Origin of the sequence: Streptomyces sp. NPDC006450 (genome assembly GCF_040612195.1) — a bacterium.
GTDB lineage: Bacteria > Actinomycetota > Actinomycetes > Streptomycetales > Streptomycetaceae > Streptomyces.
Genome location: NZ_JBEXPT010000055.1, coordinates 1 through 17,435 on the forward strand (window position 1 = coordinate 1; position 17,435 = coordinate 17,435).

General features: G+C 70.4%; 14 protein-coding genes, 1 pseudogene and 1 riboswitch. Of the genes and pseudogenes, 13 read left to right on the forward strand and 2 right to left on the reverse strand.

Annotated elements, in window-relative coordinates; genetic code table 11:
• Positions 1-1,179 (reverse strand): YfhO family protein (locus ABZY57_RS18255; RefSeq protein ID WP_356513057.1); only part of this gene is annotated, 1,179 nt, incomplete at its 3' end.
• A 176-nt stretch (positions 1,180-1,355) separates the two neighbouring features.
• Between ABZY57_RS18255 and ABZY57_RS18260 the strand changes: the two genes are divergently transcribed.
• Both ABZY57_RS18260 and ABZY57_RS18265 read left to right on the forward strand, forming a co-directional pair.
• Positions 1,356-1,976 (forward strand): SurA N-terminal domain-containing protein, encoded by a 621-nt coding sequence (locus ABZY57_RS18260; protein ID WP_356513059.1) that lies wholly within the window; start codon positions 1,356-1,358, stop codon positions 1,974-1,976.
• A 55-nt stretch (positions 1,977-2,031) separates the two neighbouring features.
• Positions 2,032-3,009 (forward strand): nucleoside triphosphate pyrophosphohydrolase, encoded by a 978-nt coding sequence (locus tag ABZY57_RS18265; protein WP_356513112.1) that lies wholly within the window; start codon positions 2,032-2,034, stop codon positions 3,007-3,009.
• A 31-nt stretch (positions 3,010-3,040) separates the two neighbouring features.
• Here ABZY57_RS18265 and ABZY57_RS18270 read toward each other — a convergent pair whose 3' ends face one another.
• Positions 3,041-4,252: a globin domain-containing protein gene (locus ABZY57_RS18270; protein WP_356513061.1), complete on the reverse strand. Its 1,212-nt coding sequence runs from the start codon at positions 4,250-4,252 to the stop codon at positions 3,041-3,043.
• 220 nt (positions 4,253-4,472) lie between these two features.
• On the opposite strand from ABZY57_RS18270, the gene ABZY57_RS18275 reads away from it, so the two are divergent.
• From ABZY57_RS18275 to ABZY57_RS18325, 11 genes and pseudogenes are all read left to right on the forward strand, one after another.
• Entirely contained in the window at positions 4,473-5,711 is a 1,239-nt protein-coding gene (locus ABZY57_RS18275) for a cytochrome P450 (RefSeq protein WP_356513114.1), read from the forward strand.
• A gap of 183 nt (positions 5,712-5,894) precedes the next feature.
• Positions 5,895-7,574 (forward strand): recombinase family protein, encoded by a 1,680-nt coding sequence (locus tag ABZY57_RS18280; protein WP_356513063.1) that lies wholly within the window; start codon positions 5,895-5,897, stop codon positions 7,572-7,574.
• Positions 7,559-7,702, forward strand: a pseudogene (locus tag ABZY57_RS18285) (cytochrome P450); the annotation flags it as partial. The gene ABZY57_RS18280 and the pseudogene ABZY57_RS18285, both read left to right, overlap by 16 nt.
• Positions 7,703-7,845: 143 nt before the next feature.
• Entirely contained in the window at positions 7,846-8,931 is a 1,086-nt protein-coding gene (locus ABZY57_RS18290; protein ID WP_356513065.1) for a transglycosylase family protein, read from the forward strand.
• Between the two features lie 276 nt (positions 8,932-9,207).
• Positions 9,208-9,380: riboswitch (cyclic di-AMP (ydaO/yuaA leader) on the forward strand.
• Between the two features lie 2 nt (positions 9,381-9,382).
• Positions 9,383-10,078 (forward strand): transglycosylase family protein, encoded by a 696-nt coding sequence (locus ABZY57_RS18295; protein ID WP_356513067.1) that lies wholly within the window; start codon positions 9,383-9,385, stop codon positions 10,076-10,078.
• A 322-nt stretch (positions 10,079-10,400) separates the two neighbouring features.
• A complete protein-coding gene (eno, locus tag ABZY57_RS18300; RefSeq protein WP_356513069.1) occupies positions 10,401-11,687 on the forward strand; it encodes a phosphopyruvate hydratase in 1,287 nt (428 codons plus the stop codon).
• A 100-nt stretch (positions 11,688-11,787) separates the two neighbouring features.
• Entirely contained in the window at positions 11,788-12,276 is a 489-nt protein-coding gene (locus tag ABZY57_RS18305; protein WP_243335220.1) for a septum formation initiator family protein, read from the forward strand.
• Positions 12,277-12,316: 40 nt separating this feature from the next.
• Positions 12,317-12,892, forward strand: coding sequence for a DUF501 domain-containing protein (locus ABZY57_RS18310; protein WP_356513072.1), 576 nt, complete (start codon positions 12,317-12,319; stop codon positions 12,890-12,892).
• The gene (locus ABZY57_RS18315) at positions 12,889-13,830 is read left to right on the forward strand and encodes a Ppx/GppA phosphatase family protein (protein ID WP_356513074.1); all 942 of its coding nucleotides are present in this window, start codon (positions 12,889-12,891) and stop codon (positions 13,828-13,830) included. The genes ABZY57_RS18310 and ABZY57_RS18315 overlap by 4 nt, the downstream gene beginning before the upstream one ends.
• Before the next feature lie 549 nt (positions 13,831-14,379).
• The gene (locus tag ABZY57_RS18320) at positions 14,380-15,762 is read left to right on the forward strand and encodes an NAD(P)/FAD-dependent oxidoreductase (RefSeq protein ID WP_356513076.1); all 1,383 of its coding nucleotides are present in this window, start codon (positions 14,380-14,382) and stop codon (positions 15,760-15,762) included.
• Positions 15,763-15,959: 197 nt separating this feature from the next.
• The gene (locus ABZY57_RS18325) at positions 15,960-17,273 is read left to right on the forward strand and encodes a cyclopropane-fatty-acyl-phospholipid synthase family protein (RefSeq protein WP_356513078.1); all 1,314 of its coding nucleotides are present in this window, start codon (positions 15,960-15,962) and stop codon (positions 17,271-17,273) included.
• Positions 17,274-17,435: the final 162 nt, after the last annotated feature.

The following is a 17,435-nucleotide window of genomic DNA, read 5'->3' on the forward strand; positions in this document are numbered from 1 at the left end:
CACGGCCGCCAGGACCGCCGCGCCGCCCGCCAGTGCCCGCGCGCCGGGCGGGCGGCCCGCCGATGTCAGCCCCGCCCAGGCGGCCATCACCACGATCCCGGCCAGCACGAAGGTCTGCCGGTAGGGGCTGCCGTTGGGCGTCGCGAAGAGGTGCCAGGCCAGGTGCGCCGGAATCCACTGGAAGGACAGCAGCACCAGCAGGACGAGCCCGGTCCACACCAGCCGCTCCCGCCCCGGCACGGCCCGGTGGAAGGGCAGGGCCGCCGCGAGCAGCAGGGTCCCGGTGCCGATGAACAGGGCGGGGGAGGAGAAGGAGTAGGTGGCGGGCAGCAGCCGGGCCAGCAGGTCCCCGGTCGCCACCGGCTCGAACGGCTTGAACCACCCCGGGTAGGCCCGCTTCGAGCTGAGGAAGAGGGGTACGAGCACCGGCGCCGACAGGGCGACGCCCAGCGTGGTGGTCAGCGCCGCCCGCGCGAGGACTCGTAGCCGGTCCCCCGCGCCCTCCCGGGTCAGGAACAGCCGGACCAGCAGCACCAGGACCGCGCCCAGCGTCGCCATGTAGGCGGTGTAGAAGTTCGCCGTCCAGCAGACCGCCACCACCACGACGGCCGCCACCGGGCGGCGCGAGCGCAGCGCCCATTCACCCGTCAGACACAGGAGCGGGAAGGCGGTCAAACCGTCCAGCCACATCGGGTTGTACGAGGCCTCGATCACCGACCAGCCGCACAGCGCGTACGAGGCCCCGAGCAGTCCCGCGGCCCACGCCGGCCCGCGCCGCTGGGTGCGCAGCAGCCAGGCCATCGCCGCCGCGGCGGCCGCCGTCTTGAGCACGGTGACCACGTACACCGCGAGGTCGATGTCCTGGCGCGGGAACAGCCCCACCAGGACCGCGAACGGGCTGGCCAGGTAGGTCCCGAGGTCGGGCAGGAAGCTGGTCCCGTACCCGGACTGCCAGTTCAGCAGCAGCCCGCCGGCGGCGCGCCCGTGCAGCAGGTCCCACAGGTGTGCGTGGAAGGGCACGAACTGATTGCCGAGGTCGTTGATGCTGCGGTGGCGCGGCCCGTACGGGAAGACGCGCGCCACGGCGTCTCCGGCGCACACGGCCACCGCCGTGACCAGGGCGGCGAGCGCCGAGCCGGACAGGCTCGGGCGGCGCGGGGAGCGGTGCGGTGTCGACATGGTGGGCCGACCCTGGCACTCCCGGTGGGCCGAAGGGTGGCCATCGGTGGACGCGAACCCCAACACCCCCGGAATCGTTGGTCGAACCAGTGGCTCTGATCACCTCGACTGCATAACATCGATCACCGCACGGCCCTTGTGCACCGAAGCACAATCTCCCGGCCCTGGAGGCTCCTTTGCACCGTCGCACAGCGCTCTCCGTTTCCGCCGCCCTGCTCCTGGCGGCCCCTCTGCTGTCCGCGTGCTCGGGCGAAGCACGCCCCGGCACCGCGGCCGTGATCGGCGGCGAACGGATCACCACCTCCGCGCTCCAGGCCCAGGTGAACGACGTCCGCACCGCGCAGAACCGCTCCGAACACGCGGCCGAGCTCATCGCGGCCGTCCCGCAGCTCGACCGGGTCAAGCTCAGCACCATGCTGCAGAGCCGGATCCTCGACCGGATGGCGAAGGACGCCGGGATCACCGTCACCCCCAAGGAGCTCCAGGACGCCCGCAAGGCCTACGACGAGGGCAACCGCGGGGCGGCCGCCTTCGAGGAGGCGATCCTGCAGAAGGCCGCCGTCGCCCCCGACCAGATCGAGCGCTGGGTCCGGGACCAGGTGCTCTTCGAGAAGCTGAACGCCAAGTACGGCGAGGGCAAGCTCGCCGAGCCCGCCGCGAAGGCCGCGGCGAATCTCGGCATCGAGGTGAACCCGCGCTACGGCGTCTGGGACCCCCAGCGGGTCACCCTCGGCGAGCACGCCACCCCCTGGATCACCCAGGTCACCCGGCCCGAGCAGCCCCCGGCCGGCGCCTAGGCCGACGGCCCGGGCCGTCCCCGCGGGGAGGTAGGTTCGGAGGGTGACTGACGACGTGTCCTCCGAGCCCACCGGCCGCATCGTGCTGCTGACCACGAGCCACCGGGTGGCCCCCGGCGTGCTGTCCTGGCCCGCCTGGCAGACCCTGCACGCCGCGGACCGGGTGCTGTGCGCCGACCCGGGCCACGTCCAGCTCCCCTACCTCCGCGAGGCGGGCGTCGACGTGGCCCTGGAGACCCCCGACGCCCAGGCGCTGATCGAGGAGTGCGCCGGCGGGCACACGGTCGTCGTCCTGCTCAGCGGCGAGGGCGACCGGCGGCTCACCGACGGGCTGGCCCGCTTCGCCGGCTCGGGCCGGGTCGCCGTACCGGACCTGGAGCTGCTTCCGGGCTCGTACGATCTGCCGGGCGCACGCCTGCTCGACCTCGTCCAGGTCATGGACCGGGTCCGGCGCGAATGCCCCTGGACCTCGCAGCAGACGCACGAGGGACTGGCGAAGTACGCCATCGAAGAGGCCTACGAGCTGGTCGAGGCCATCGAGGACGGGGACCGCGAAGAGCTCCGCGAGGAGCTCGGGGACGTCCTGCTCCAGGTGGTCTTCCACGCGCGCATCGCGGAGGAGGGCGGCCCCGGTGAAGAGGACGAGCCGTTCTCCATCGACGACGTGGCCGGAACCCTCGTCGAGAAGCTGATCCACCGGCACCCGCACGTCTTCGGCGACGCGACCGCGCGGACCCCGGAGGACGTGCACGCACACTGGCAGCGCACCAAGCAGGTGGAGAAGCAGCGGGAGTCGGTGACCGACGGGATCCCGCTCGGCCAGCCCGGTCTCGCGCTCGCGGCCAAGCTGGCGGGCCGCGCCCGCGCGGGGGCGGTGCCCGTGGAACTGCCCCGCGGGGAGGGCGTCGGGTACGAACTGCTGGATCTGGCGGCGCGCGCCGAGGCGGCGGGGACCGACCCCGAGACCGCGCTGCGCGCGGCGGCCCGCACCTACCGTGACGCGATCCGTACGGCCGAGGGCGTCGGCGAGTAGCCCTCAGCAGCGGGAGGCACGCTCGGCGGCGTCAGTACGCCCGGGGCGCGCGCCCCGACGGGTTGTGCCAGTGCGGGTCGGGGCGGTTCAGGAACCATTCGCCGAAGCCCATCGGGCGGTCCACCTGGTCCTGGCCTGTGCCACTGGCAGGTACGGCGTCGTAGAAAATCCTGTCGGGGCGCGCGCCGAGCTCCTCCAGGAGGTACGAGGTCTCGCGGATGAACTGCGGCGGACCGCTGAGGTAGACGTCCTGGTCGGGCCAGAGCCCGCGGTTGCTGAGCGCGGTCGCCAGCCGGCCGGTGGCCTCGTTGCGGTGCTGACCGGGGGCGGGGGTGATGTAGGTGACGCTCAGCCAGCCCAGGGAGGCCGCGTACGCGTCGATGAGCGGGCGGTCGTAGAGGTGGGCGGCGTCGCGTGCGACCACGAAGAGCCGTACGTCCTGATCGGGAGGGTGTTCCGCCAGGTCCTCCAGCATGGCGCGGACCGGGGCCCAGCCGGTGCCGGCGGCTATGAAGCTGACCGGGCGGTCCTCGCGGCGGAAGGTCATCTGCCCGCCGGCCGCGCCGAGCCGCAGCATGTCCCCGGGCTGCGTCTCACGGATCAGGGCGGTGCTGAGGCGGCCCCCTTCGATGCGGCTGACGTGCAGGTCGAGCGTTCCGTCCGCGCGGGGCGCGTTCCCCAGGGAGTACGTGCGCCAGGTCGTGGGCACCCGGTCGCTGCTCACGCTCGTGTACTGGCCCGGGAGATGGGGGAAGGGGGCGTGCGGGCGAAGGGTGAGGACGCCGATGTCCTGTCCGTACAGCAGGTGGCGCACGACTTCCGCGTCCCACCAGGGCGGGTCGTCACTGGAGGCGGCGCCGGCCATCATCGCGTCGGCGATCATTTGGTACGCCTCTGACCAGGCCTTTTCGGCCTGTGGATGCCAGGCGGAGCCGGAGGCCTCGGCGAGCGCGGCGATCAGGCTGGTGCCCACGGCCGCGTAGTGCTCGGGCCCCGCCAGGAACTTGCGGTGGTCGCGCCCGAGGTCGCGGAGATAGGGGAGGAGCGTTTCGTTCTCCAGGTGGGCGATCACATGGGTGAGCGCGGCGAAGAGCCGGTCCCGCTGTCGTTCCATGTCTTCGAAGGAGGCCGGGAAGAGATCACGGACTCCGGGGTTGTGCCAGAAGAGGTGGGAGTAGAAGAACTTGACCGCGTGCTCGGCCCGTCTCTCCACCACCGCGAAGCTGCTTTTCAAGATCCTCACATCCACAAAACCGAAAGTAGGAACGCCGGGGAACCTGAGGTCAAGGCAGGGCCGATCTACGGACAGCCGCGATAAATAGGCCATATGGGGTGATGGGTGGCGGGCGGGATACGGTCTCCGGGTGCACGAGCAGACCCCCGCAGCCCCCGAAGAGCCCGCCGCCGACCCGTCCGCGGATCCGTCCTCGGATCCGTCCGCGAACGGATCCGCCCCGCCGACCCTGTTCGACTGGGAGTTCGCGACCGACCCCTACCCGGCGTACGCCTGGCTGCGCGAGCACGCGCCCGTGCACCGCACCACGCTCCCCAGCGGGGTCGAGGCCTGGCTCGTCACCCGGTACGCAGACGCCCGCCAGGCCCTCGCCGACCAGCGGCTCAGCAAGAACCCGGCCCACCACGAAGGCTCCGCGCACGCCAAGGGCCGGACCGGGATCCCGGGGGAGCGCAAGGCCGAGCTGATGACCCACCTCCTCAACATCGACCCGCCGGACCACACGCGGCTGCGCCGCCTGGTGTCGAAGGCGTTCACCCCGCGCAGGGTCGCCGAGTTCACCCCGAGGGTGCAGGAGCTGACCGACCACCTCATCGACCGGTTCTGCGAGAAGGGGGAGGCCGACCTCATCCACGAGTTCGCCTTCCCGCTCCCCATCTACGCCATCTGCGAGATGCTGGGTGTACCGCGAGAGGACCAGGACGACTTCCGCGACTGGGCCGGCATGATGATCCGCCACGCGGGTGGCCCGCGCGGCGGCGTGGCTCGCGCGGTCAAGCAGATCCGCAGCTACCTCGTCGAACTGATCCGCCGCAAGCGCGACGACCTGGGCGACGACCTGATCTCTGGACTGATCCGGGCGAGCGACCACGGCGAGCACCTCACCGAGAACGAGGCGGCCGCCATGTGCTTCGTGCTACTTTTCGCCGGGTTTGAGACGACGATCAACCTCATCGGCAACGGGACCTACGCCCTGCTGCAGAACCCGGACCAGCGTGAATGCCTCCAGGCTTCCCTCGCTGCGGGAGAGACCGACCTGCTTGAAACCGGCATCGAAGAGCTGCTGCGCTACGACGGCCCCGTGGAAATGGCCACCTGGCGGTACGCGACGGAGCCGCTGACTCTGGGCGGCCAGGACATCCCGGTCGGCGACCCCGTTCTCGTCGTCCTCGCTGCTGCCGACCGCGACCCGGAGCGGTTCAGTGAACCGGACACGCTCGACCTTGCCAGGAGCGACAACCAACATCTGGGGTACGGCCACGGCATTCACTACTGCCTGGGAGCACCCTTGGCCCGTCTCGAAGGCCAAACAGCCCTCGCTGAGCTGCTGACCCGGCTGCCGGACCTGGAACTCGCCGAGGACCCGGCAGAACTGCGCTGGCGTGGTGGGCTCATCATGCGCGGCCTGCGCACCCTGCCGGTCCGCTTCACGCCCAGCCCTGTCCCGGAGGCGCGAAAGGCCCGCTGACGGGCTCTTGCTGAGGCGGTGGTCGGCAGCGGCCTGGAAGTCATCGCCTTCCCGGACGGGCGAAGCGCCGGGTTTCCCCCACGGGCACCTTCCGAGGCGCCTACGCTTTGGAAACGCCAAGACCCCGGAGCGTCCCGCTAAGAAGGCTCCAGGGTCTGACTTGCCAGTCGGGAAGGACTGACCGTGCGTGATTCAACCCTGCCCAAGAAGAGCAAAGCAAGTGGAGTCAGGACCGGCAAGGCCAGGAACGGTGCCCTCCAGGTCGTCATCTACCTCCGGGTGTCGACGAAGGCGCAGATCAGCAGGTCCGGACTCAAGCAGCAAGAGAAGGACTGCCGGTCGTGGCTCGACAGCCATCTGCGAGACACCCCCTACGAGATCGTCGGCGTCTTCGCGGACGGTGTCTCCGGAAAGCTCGATCAGCGCGATGACAAGGCGCTCATCGAAGGTCTCGTCCGGGCCGGAAAGGTCGATCTGGCCATCGCGCAGAAGCTGGACCGTTACGGTCGCACCGCCCGGATCACCAGTGACTGGGTCCGGGCGATGGTCGACAAGGGCACCCGCGTAGTCACCTCGGACGGCCGGATCGATTCGGACGACGCACTCGAGTTCCAGGTCGCCATGCCGACACTGGCGCACCTCGCCGAGCTGGAACACGAGCTGATCTTCTCGAGGACCTGGAGCGGCAGGGAGTGGAAGCTACAGGCGGGCGGCTGGGCAGGTGGGCCGCCGCCGTACGGCTTCGAGTTGTTGAACAAGGGGCGGAGCGGATCGACCATCGTTCTGTGCGAGGAGGAAGTCCGGACTCTGGGCATGGCAGCGCACTGCCTGATCGATCTCGAGCTGAACTACTCCAAGACTTGCGCGCACCTCAATGACAACAACAGGGTCACCCGTAGCGGGCGTCCCTGGACCGTCGCAAACCTCATCAAGCGTCTCGGCAGTGAGCCCGTCCTTGACCTCTGCGTCACCTACCGGAAGGAAGGCGGCAAGACAGCGGTCGGTGAGGACGGACAGCGCAAGTACGGAGATGCCGTCAAGATCCCCATGCCGGAGGTCTGCGACGCGGCACGTCGCGCGCAGCTCCGTTCCGCCATGGAAGGACTTAGCCTCGAGTCCCGTCGTGAGAACTCCCTGTACCCCCTGTCCACGCGGATCAAGGGCAACTGCGGTGAGGTCTACACGGGCGGAGGGGGTCGAGGCCGAGAGACACGCCTGTACCGCTGCAAGGGAAACGTCCGTGGATGTGACGACGTTTACCTGAACGCGGACGAGGTCGAGAGCGAAGTCTGGGAACAGCTCGCTGAGTCCCTTGGCGAGGAGCGCTCCCAGGAGTGGCTTCCCGGCAGGCGGCTGAGCCCGGGGGCTCCCGGCTTGGAGGAGAAGGCGGAACTGTTCAGCCTGTTCGATGTGCAGGTCGAGGCCGAGAATCACCGCTTTCAGAAGAAGTCAGGTGCGCGCTGCCCGGTGACGCAATGGCATGTAGCAGCGATGCGGGACGTACCGGCTGATGTGGCGGAGGAGGAGTGGGCCGACGTGCGGAGCGTCCTGGAAGCGATCTACCCGCCTGCGTCGTTCACCAAGACCAAGATCGACCTGCGGTTGGCGCTGAACGGCATGCTGCACCGGTTGCGTACGGGGATCACCTGGACGGAGATCCCCGCGAAATTCGGGCCGGCGCAGCGCATCCGTGAGCGACAGCTGTCGTGGTGGCAGCGCGGGGCATGGCCGCTGCTGGTGGCGTGGCTGAACGAGCGGCGTGCGGGAACGCCCGTGTACGTCCGGCCCACCATCCCGCTGTTGCGCGTGACGGTGCGCGGCGCCGAGACCGTGGGACCGCCTTCCGGCTCGCGACCCTGCTGACGCGCCTGCCCGACCTGGAACTGGCCGTGCCTCCCGAGGAACTGCGCTGGCGCGGCGGGCTCATCATGCGGGGCCTGCGGACGCTTCCGGTCCGCTTCACGGCCGAATCAAAACCCCAAAACACCTGAAACCACCCTGACCGGAGGTCAGTTCACCGCCCCAACTTGTGACTGGCGTTCGAAGGCCGCTAGGTTCTGCCGTTACCCCGCCGTTATGCGAAAGGTGCAGCCTCATGCGTTCCGGGAACGGCCGCCACAGACGCCCCCGACAAGTGCCCGCACTTGTCGTCACCGCCGGAGTCACCGGCACAGCACTCGCCCTGCCCCTGCTCGCCGCCACCGGAGCGAGCGCCGCGGAGACCTCCACATGGGACAGGGTCGCCGAGTGCGAGAGCGGTGGCACGTGGAGTGCCAACTTCGGCGGTGGAGCCTACGGCGGACTGCAGTTCAGTCAGGAGCAGTGGAAGAGCGCCGGCGGGCTCGACTTCGCCGAGCGCGCCGACCTCGCCAGCCGCTCCCAGCAGATCGCCGTGGCCGAACGGGTCCTGGCTTCCCAGGGCCCCCAGGCGTGGCCGCTGTGCGGGGTGCAGGCCGGCCTGACGCAGGACGCGCCCGCCGCCGCGGTGGACCCGGGCCTGCCCAGCGGTTCCGGATCCGTCGCCCCCGCCCCGTCCCGCCCGGACGACTCCGTGCCCGGCACCGGATCGGGCAAGCGGTCCACGGACTTCGGCGCCCCGACGCAGCAGGGCCCGAGCTCGTCGGCCTCGGTGCTGCCCGACTATCCGATCGGCGTGCCGGGCGAACTGCCCGTCATGCCGGAGCCGGACCTCCAGACACCGCCTCCCGGCCTCCCGGGCGACCCGACGCCTCCGACGAGCCCGGCGGACCCCACGACTCCCACGCCGCCGTCCGCGGTCCCGACGCTGCCGGACGACCCCACCCTGCCGGTGGACCCGACGGCTCCGGTGACCCCGTCCGACCCGGGGAACCCGGCGAACCCGACGAACCCGGGCAATTCGGCGAACCCGGCAGATCCCCTCAACCCGGTTGATCCCACGGCCCCGACGACTCCGGCCGCACCCGGCGGATCCGCCTCCCCGGCCGCTCCGGCGACCCCCGGTGCGACCGAGGGCGGCGGCAAGCACCGCGGCCAGGCCGCCGTCGAGACGCCCGTCGCGTCTGACGCCGCGTCGGACCCGACGTACACCGTGAAGGAGGGCGACAGCCTGATCACGATCGCGGACGCTACCGGAGTAAAGGGCGGCTGGAAGGGCCTCTACGAGGCCAACGAGCAGGTCATCGGCGGGGACGCGGACCTGATCAAGCCCGGCCAGAATCTGGATCTAACGCACGAATAGGGACACTTGAGGCGCCCGGAACCAGCTGATTGTCCGTTTTCTGTAAGTGAGACATGTGTCTCTTCAGGTCAACTGGCGTGTCCGGCCCGACGGGTTCCGCAAACCCCGCCCTCACCTGCGCAAACACCCTTCCGGGGAGTGCAAGTAGGGGCGGGTTCCCCCCGATGTCGCTCGTTGAACATCGGGGGGAGACCTGTCTACCTTCTGAATCGCTCGCCACCGCGGGCTCCTTCGACCGCATCGCCGAATCCTGCCGGCGGACGGAGGGAACACTCGTCGCGTCAAGCGCCGAAGGCAGGAGCGGGGGAACCAAGGTAGGCGCCGGTAGCGGCCGTTGAGAGACGGTCACATCAGCCGGCTAGGGGTTAAGCCAAGCGCTAGGTCGCTCGGCCGGGCACTCACTCGCCCGAACCCGACAGCTCACCTCGTAGGCGTCGGTGAGGAGAACTCCATGCTGCTTTCGGGCAAGGGCAAGCACCGTCGCGGCTCCAAGGCCGTCCGCATCGTCACGCTCGCCGGCGTCGCCGGTGTCGCCGTCGCGGCTCCGCTGATGGCCGCGGGCACCGCTTCGGCCGCGACCGCTTCCGAGTGGGACCGCGTCGCCTCGTGCGAGTCCGGCGGCAACTGGTCCATCAACACGGGCAACGGCTACTACGGCGGCCTGCAGTTCTCGTCCTCCACGTGGGCCGCGTACGGCGGCAAGACGTACGCCGCGCAGGCCAACCAGGCCTCCAAGTCGCAGCAGATAGCCATCGCCGAGAAGGTCCTCAAGGGCCAGGGCAAGGGCGCCTGGCCGCACTGCGGCGTGGGCCTGTCGAACTCCTCCTACACCGGCGGCTCGGCGCAGACTCCCGCCAAGCCGAAGACGCAGCCGAAGCCCGCGCAGAAGCAGGAGAAGAAGGCCGAGTCGAAGAAGGAGACCAAGCGCGCCGAGGCTCCGACCACCCGCTCCGAGCGCCCGGCCGCGAAGCCCGAGGCCCCCAAGACGGGCAACGGCTCCTACGAGGTCAAGTCCGGCGACACGCTGGGTGCGATCGCCGACGCGAACAGCGTGTCCGGTGGCTGGGAGAAGCTCTACGAGCTCAACAAGGACATCGTCACGGACGCCGACCTGATCTTCCCGGGCCAGAAGCTGAAGCTCAGCTGAAACCTGTGAGGTCGGGCGCGGCCGCTTTCGCGACGCGCAGTAGTTCCACGCAGTAGCTCCACCACGTCATCCCACCGCCCGGCGCGCAACCCCCTTCGCGCCGGGCGGTGCTGTGTGCGGGTGCGTCCGGCCTGACGGAGCCTCCGAAATGGCCGCCGAGCAAGAGCCCTATGTCCTGTAAGAGGGGCATTCAGGCCCTTTTTCGTCCCAGGACCCGGGCGGTCGGGCGGTCGAGTGCCCCGAGGCGGTTAGGCTCTAGGCGGCAAGGCCATCCCACGGCCTGACATGCCACCGCACACCCAGCGTCACATCCCAGAAGGAGATGCTCGTGCCGTCCATCGACGTCGTCGTAGCCCGGGAAATCCTGGACTCCCGAGGCAACCCCACGGTCGAGGTCGAGGTGGGCCTCGACGATGGCAGCACCGGCCGTGCTGCAGTCCCGTCCGGCGCCTCCACCGGAGCGTTCGAAGCCGTTGAGCTCCGTGACGGTGACCCCAACCGTTACATGGGCAAGGGCGTAGAGAAGGCCGTCCTCGCCGTCATCGAGCAGATCGGCCCGGAGCTCGTCGGCTACGACGCCACCGAGCAGCGCCTGATCGACCAGGCGATGATCGACCTGGACGCCACCGAGAACAAGGGCTCCCTCGGAGCCAACGCCATCCTCGGTGTCTCCCTCGCCGTCGCGCACGCCGCGTCCGAGGCCTCGGACCTGCCGCTCTTCCGCTACCTCGGCGGCCCGAACGCGCACCTGCTGCCCGTTCCGATGATGAACATCCTGAACGGTGGGTCGCACGCCGACTCCAACGTCGACATCCAGGAGTTCATGATCGCCCCGATCGGCGCGGAGTCCTTCTCCGAGGCCCTCCGCTGGGGTGCCGAGGTCTACCACACCCTCAAGAAGGTCCTGCACACCAAGGGCCTCTCCACCGGTCTGGGCGACGAGGGCGGCTTCGCGCCGAACCTGGAGTCCAACCGCGCCGCGCTCGACCTCATCGTCGAGGCCATTAAGCAGGCCGGCTACGTCCCGGGCACCCAGATCGCGCTCGCGCTCGACGTCGCCGCGTCCGAGTTCTACAAGGACGGCAACTACGAGTTCGAGGGCAAGTCCCGCTCGGCCGCCGAGATGACCGACTACTACGCCGAGCTCGTCGAGGCGTACCCGCTCGTCTCCATCGAGGACCCGCTGTTCGAGGACGACTGGTCGGGCTGGAAGACCCTCACCGACCGCCTGGGCTCCAAGGTCCAGATCGTCGGCGACGACCTCTTCGTCACCAACCCCGAGCGTCTCGCCCGCGGCATCGAAGAGGGCTCGGCGAACGCCCTGCTCGTCAAGGTGAACCAGATCGGTTCGCTGACCGAGACCCTGGACGCCGTCGAGATGGCCCAGCGCAACGGTTTCAAGTGCATGATGTCGCACCGCTCCGGTGAGACCGAGGACGTCACCATCGCCGACCTCGCCGTCGCCGTGAACTGCGGCCAGATCAAGACCGGCGCCCCGGCCCGCTCGGACCGCGTCGCCAAGTACAACCAGCTGCTGCGCATCGAGGAGATCCTCGACGACGCCGCGGTGTACGCGGGCCGCAGCGCGTTCCCGCGCTTCAAGGGCTGATCAGTCCCTTTCGGGCGCAAGCCTCCCTACGTCCCCGCACTCGGTCCCGTACCGTGTGCGGGGACGTAGTGCGTCGTGCGCATATAGGGGAGGCGGATCAATGGCCGGGAACCGGGACCGGTTCGCCACGTTCTCGACCGCGACCAGGCTCAAGCAGCTGGGCGAGCGGACCGCGGCGCACGTGTACCGCTCGCAGTCCCGCAGGCAGGTCCGCCGCAGCCGGCTCACCGGCCGGGCCGCCCTGCTCGTCCTCGTCCTCTGTACCCTGGTCGTCGCCCTCGCGTATCCGATGCGCCAGTACGTGTCCCAGCGCTCGGAGATCGCGAAGCAGCAGAAGGACGCCGTCGCCGCACGGGACCGACTGGAACGGCTGCGCGACGAGAAGGCCCGCTGGCAGGACAACGCGTACGCCGAGCAGCAGGCGCGCAAGCACCTGCACTTCGTCCGGCCGGGGGAGATCAGCTACATCATGACCGACCCCGGTGCCGGCGGCGCAGAGCAGCGCCGCAGCGGACAGGCCGCCACCGACCGGCCCTGGTACTCCAACGTCTGGGACGGCGTCGACAAGGCCGACCGCCCGGGCGACTGAGTCCCACCCATCCACGAGAACGAAAAGACTTCCTCCAGGCATGCAGACGCCCCCGCCCCAGACCGACCGGACCGAGCCGACCGCCGCCGACATCGAGGCGTTCGAGCAGCAGCTCGGCCGCCCTCCGCGCGGGCTGCGCGCCATCGCGCACCGCTGCCCCTGCGGGCAGCCGGACGTGGTGGAGACCGCACCGCGACTCCCCGACGGCACCCCCTTCCCGACGCTGTACTACCTGACCTGCCCGCGCGCAGCCGGTGCGATCGGCACGCTGGAGGCCAACGGCGTGATGAAGGAGATGCAGGCCCGCCTCGCCGTGGACCCCGAACTGGCCGACGCCTACCGGGCCGCGCACGAGGACTACATCACCCGCCGCGACGCCATCGAGGTGCTCCAGGGCTTCCCGAGCGCCGGCGGCATGCCGGACCGGGTCAAGTGCCTGCACGTGCTGGTCGGCCACTCCCTGGCCGCGGGCCCGGGCGTGAACCCGTTCGGCGACGAGGCCCTGGCGATGCTGCCCGAGTGGTGGGCCAAGGGCGCCTGCGTCACCCCGTGCGGGGAGAAGAAGGCCGAAGAGAACACGGCCGTGGAGGCCGGAGCGACGGAGGCGGGCGCGTGAGCCGGGTCGCGGCCGTCGACTGCGGTACGAACTCCATCCGGCTCCTCGTCGCGGACCTCGACCGCGCCACCGGCGAGCTGATCGAGCTGGACCGCCGGATGATCGTCGTCCGGCTCGGCCAGGGCGTCGACAAGACGGGCCGGCTGGCCCCGGAGGCCCTGGAGCGCACCTTCGCGGCCTGCCGCGAGTACGCGGCGGTCATCAAGGAACTCGGCGCCGAGCGGGTGCGGTTCGTGGCGACCTCGGCCTCCCGGGACGCGGAGAACCGGGACGAGTTCGTCCGCGGGGTCCTGGACATCCTGGGCGTCGAGCCCGAGGTGATCAGCGGCGACCAGGAGGCCGAGTTCTCCTTCACCGGCGCCACCGGTGAGCTGACCGGCCACACCGGCCTGGAGCGGCCCTTCCTCGTGGTGGACATCGGCGGCGGCTCCACGGAGTTCGTGGTCGGCACCGAGCACGTCCGGGCGGCCCGCTCCGTCGACGTGGGCTGTGTCCGGATGACCGAGCGCCACCTGACGGTGGACGGGGTCGTCACCGACCCGCCGACCGCGGAGCAGGTGGCCGCGATACGGGCCGACATCGAGGCGGCGCTGGACCTGGCCGCCGAGACCGTCCCGCTGGCCGAGGCGCGCACCCTGGTGGGTCTGGCCGGCTCGGTGACCACGGTCGCCGCGATCGCGCTGGGCCTGGAGGCGTACGACTCGGCGCGGATCCACCACTCCCGGATCCCGTACGAGACGGTCCGTGAGGTCAGCGAGCGGATGCTGACGCTGACGCACGCCGAGCGCGCGGCCATCCCGGTGATGCACCCGGGACGGGTCGACGTGATCGGCGCGGGCGCCCTGGTCCTGCTGGCGATCATGGAGCGGGTCGGCGCCTCGGAGGTCCTGGTCTCGGAGCACGACATCCTCGACGGAATCGCCTGGTCCATCGCCTGACGACCGACTCGAACGCACGCCACGGTGCCCCCGGCGCATCCCGCCGGGGGCACCGTCGCGTCCGACCGGTCCCCCGTCCGTCCGGGCCGGCACCCGTCAGACCGGTCGCCCGCCCGTAGCTGCCGTCGTGCCGCGGTCGTGCGTGCGAGCGATGCCCGACAGGGGTTCCGGAGGGCCGTCCGGGGGCCTTAGGTCCCGTCGTCCACATGAACTTCGTGAAGTTCTTCACAAGGAAAAGATGCCTGTGAGGGCTCCGGAGGAGCCTTTTGGGCGAGTCCGGGGCCCCTCGGGCCTTCTTTTTGCTCGCGTTCGTGCGATTGGCGGATGCCGGGAGCCTCTGGCAGTAGGTATCCACGAAGGCGGTGGTCTACTCCGCTTGAGGGCTTGGAGGCCAGTTCAGGACTGGTGTTCAACGACTCCCGTTACACCCTGGTTCCCGCTTCGCGCCATGACCTCGGTCACGTGGGCGGCGGAGTGTAGCAGAGGGTCCGGAGGTCCTTGTGAAGGGGCTCACGAGCGTCACCCCTTGGGGTGCTGGATACTCGTTCCATGAGCACCACGGAGCGTCCCAGGATCCTCGTTGTAGGAGGTGGGTACGTAGGCCTGTACGCAGCCAAGCGCATCATGAAGAAGATGCGTTACGGCGAGGCGACCGTCACGGTCGTCGACCCGCGCTCGTACATGACCTACCAGCCCTTCCTCCCTGAAGTGGCCGCAGGCAGCATCTCGCCTCGGCACGTCGTCGTACCGCTGCGACGCGTGCTTCCGAAGGCTGAGGTCCTCACCGGCCGGGTCACGAACATCGACCAGGACCGCAAGGTCGCCGTCGTCACGCCGCTGGTCGGCGAGGCGTACGAGCTGCCCTTCGACTACCTGGTGATCGCGCTCGGCGCCATCTCCCGCACCTTCCCGATCCCCGGCCTCGCCGAACAGGGCATCGGCATGAAGGGCGTGGAAGAGGGCATCGGCCTGCGCAACCACGTACTCGAGCAGCTCGACAAGGCCGAGTCCACGACGGACGAGGACGTCCGCCGCAAGGCCCTCACCTTCGTCTTCGTCGGCGGCGGCTTCGCCGGCGCCGAGACGATCGGCGAGGTCGAGGACATGGCCCGCGACGCCGCGAAGTACTACACCAGCATCAAGCGCGAGGACATGCGCTTCATCCTGGTCGACGCGGCCGACAAGATCCTTCCCGAGGTCGGGCCCAAGCTCGGCACCTGGGGCAAGGAGCACCTCGAGTCGCGCGGCATCGAGATCTACCTGAACACCTCCATGGACTCCTGCGTGGACGGCCACGTGGTGCTGAAGAACGGCCTCGAGGTCGACTCCAACACCCTCGTGTGGACCGCCGGCGTCAAGCCCAACCCGGTGCTGGCCCGCTACGGCCTGCCGCTCGGCCCCCGCGGCCACGTGGACGCCGAGCCGACCCTCCAGGTCAAGGGCACGGACTACATCTGGACCGCCGGCGACAACGCCCAGGTGCCCGACCTCGCCGCCCGCAAGGCCGGCGTGGAGAACGCCTGGTGCCCGCCGAACGCCCAGCACGCGCTGCGCCAGGCCAAGGTCCTCGGCGACAACGTCATCTCCGGGATGCGCGGCTTCCCGCAGAAGGAGTACGCGCACTCCAACAAGGGCGCGGTGGCGGGCCTCGGCCTCCACAAGGGCGTGGCGATGATCGTCATGGGCGGGATGAAGATCAAGCTCAAGGGCCGGCTCGCCTGGTACATGCACCGTGGCTACCACGGCATGGCCATGCCGACCTGGAACCGCAAGATCCGCGTCTTCGCCGACTGGACCCTCGGCATGTTCCTCAAGCGCGAGGTCGTCTCCCTCGGCGCCCTGGAGACCCCCCGCGAGGAGTTCTACGAGGCCGCCAAGCCGGCTCCGGCCGCCGTCACCCCGGCCCCGGCCCAGAAGGCCAAGGCCTCCTGACCCCGTAGGACCAGCAGGACCAGCAGGACCAGCAGGACAGCAGGACCGGCAGGACCAGTACGACCCAGCGTGACCCGAAGGGGCCGCCCGCCATCCGTGGTGCGGGCGGCCCCTTCGGCATATCCGGGACCGGATCCGGGTATGCCGTGCGGTCGGAACTCAATCGGAGCTTGTCGAAGCTTGTCGAAGGGGCTTGCATGAACGACGCCGCGCCGCGGCTGGCCGCTTTAGCCGAAACCCTGCTGGGAGACCCTCTCCCCGTCCGCATCCGGGCCTGGGACGGCAGCGAGGCCGGCCCGCTCGGCGGACCCGTCCTGGTCCTGAACAACCGGCGCGCCCTGCGCCGGATCCTGTGGAAGCCGGGCGAGCTCGGCCTGGCCCGCGCCTGGGTCGCCGGGGACCTCACCGCCGACGGGGACCTGTTCGAGCTGCTGGACCGCGTCGGCGGGCTGCTCTGGGAGCGGGACCGCGACCCCGTGCCGGCGGCCGCCGAGCACAGGGGGCCCGCCGCCCTGCTGCGCGATCCGCGCGCCCGGGCCGCCGTACGGAGCCTCGTGGGCCTGGCACGGCCGTGGACCAAGCCGGCTCCGCCGCCCGAGGAGGCACCCCGCCGCGGCGGGGCCCGGCACACCAAGGTCAGCGACCGGCGGGCCGTCAGCCACCACTACGACGTGGGCAACACCTTCTACGAGCGGGTGCTCGGCCCGTCGATGGTGTACTCCTGCGCCTACTGGACCCCGGGCGGGAGCCTGGAGGACGCCCAGCGGGACAAACTGGACCTGGTCTGCCGCAAGCTCGCCCTGAGACCCGGGGACCGCCTCCTGGACGTCGGCTGCGGCTGGGGCTCGATGGCCCTGCACGCGGCCCGGGAGTACGGGGTCAGGGTCACCGGGATCACGCTCTCGCGCGAACAGGCCGCCTACGCCCGCAAGCGGGTCGCGGAGGAGGGCCTGGCCGACCTCGTGGAGATCCGGGTCCAGGACTACCGGGACGTCAAGGACGGCCCGTACGACGCCATTTCCTCCATCGGGATGGCCGAACACGTCGGTGCCGAGCGCTACCGCACGTACGCCCGGAGCCTGTACGGACTGCTGCGGCCGGGCGGGAGGCTGCTGAACCACCAGATCGCGCGGCGCCCCGAGCCGGACGAGGAGTCCTACCGGATCGACGCGTTCATAGACGCCTACGTCTTCCCCGACGGCGAGCTGTCCCCGCTGGGCACCACCGTCGGCGAGCTGGAGCGGGCCGGCTTCGAGGTCCGCGACGTGGAGGCGCTGCGCGAGCACTACGCGCTCACCCTGCGGGCCTGGGTGGCCCGGCTCGAAGAGCACTGGGCGGAGGCGGTACGGCTGACCTCGCCCGGGCGGGCCCGGGTCTGGAGGCTGTACATGGCCGCCTCGGCGCTCGCCTTCGAGCACAACCGGCTCGGGGTCAACCAGGTGCTCGCGGTCCGCACCGGGACCCGCTCGGCCTCCGGGATGGCGCTGCGCGCCCGGGAGTGGCCGCAGTAGCTCCACGGGGGCGGCATGAGCAGCCTCACGGGAACGGCCGAGGGGGCCCCGGGGGTGGCGGGGGCCGCCGCCGTGGTAAGGGCGGGGGGTGGGGGGCGGGGGGGCGACGACGGGTTTTTTGCGGTGAGGAATGTAAGCAGGGCCGCGCGGCGGGGGGGGGAC

Coding starts and splice junctions, on each gene's coding strand:
- eno (WP_356513069.1), top strand. CDS start 10,401: ATGCTCGTGCCGTCCATCGACGTCGTCGTAGCCCGGGAAATCCTGGAC.
- ABZY57_RS18325 (WP_356513078.1), top strand. CDS start 15,960: ATGAACGACGCCGCGCCGCGGCTGGCCGCTTTAGCCGAAACCCTGCTG.
- ABZY57_RS18310 (WP_356513072.1), top strand. CDS start 12,317: ATGCAGACGCCCCCGCCCCAGACCGACCGGACCGAGCCGACCGCCGCC.
- ABZY57_RS18295 (WP_356513067.1), top strand. CDS start 9,383: ATGCTGCTTTCGGGCAAGGGCAAGCACCGTCGCGGCTCCAAGGCCGTC.
- ABZY57_RS18305 (WP_243335220.1), top strand. CDS start 11,788: ATGGCCGGGAACCGGGACCGGTTCGCCACGTTCTCGACCGCGACCAGG.
- ABZY57_RS18320 (WP_356513076.1), top strand. CDS start 14,380: ATGAGCACCACGGAGCGTCCCAGGATCCTCGTTGTAGGAGGTGGGTAC.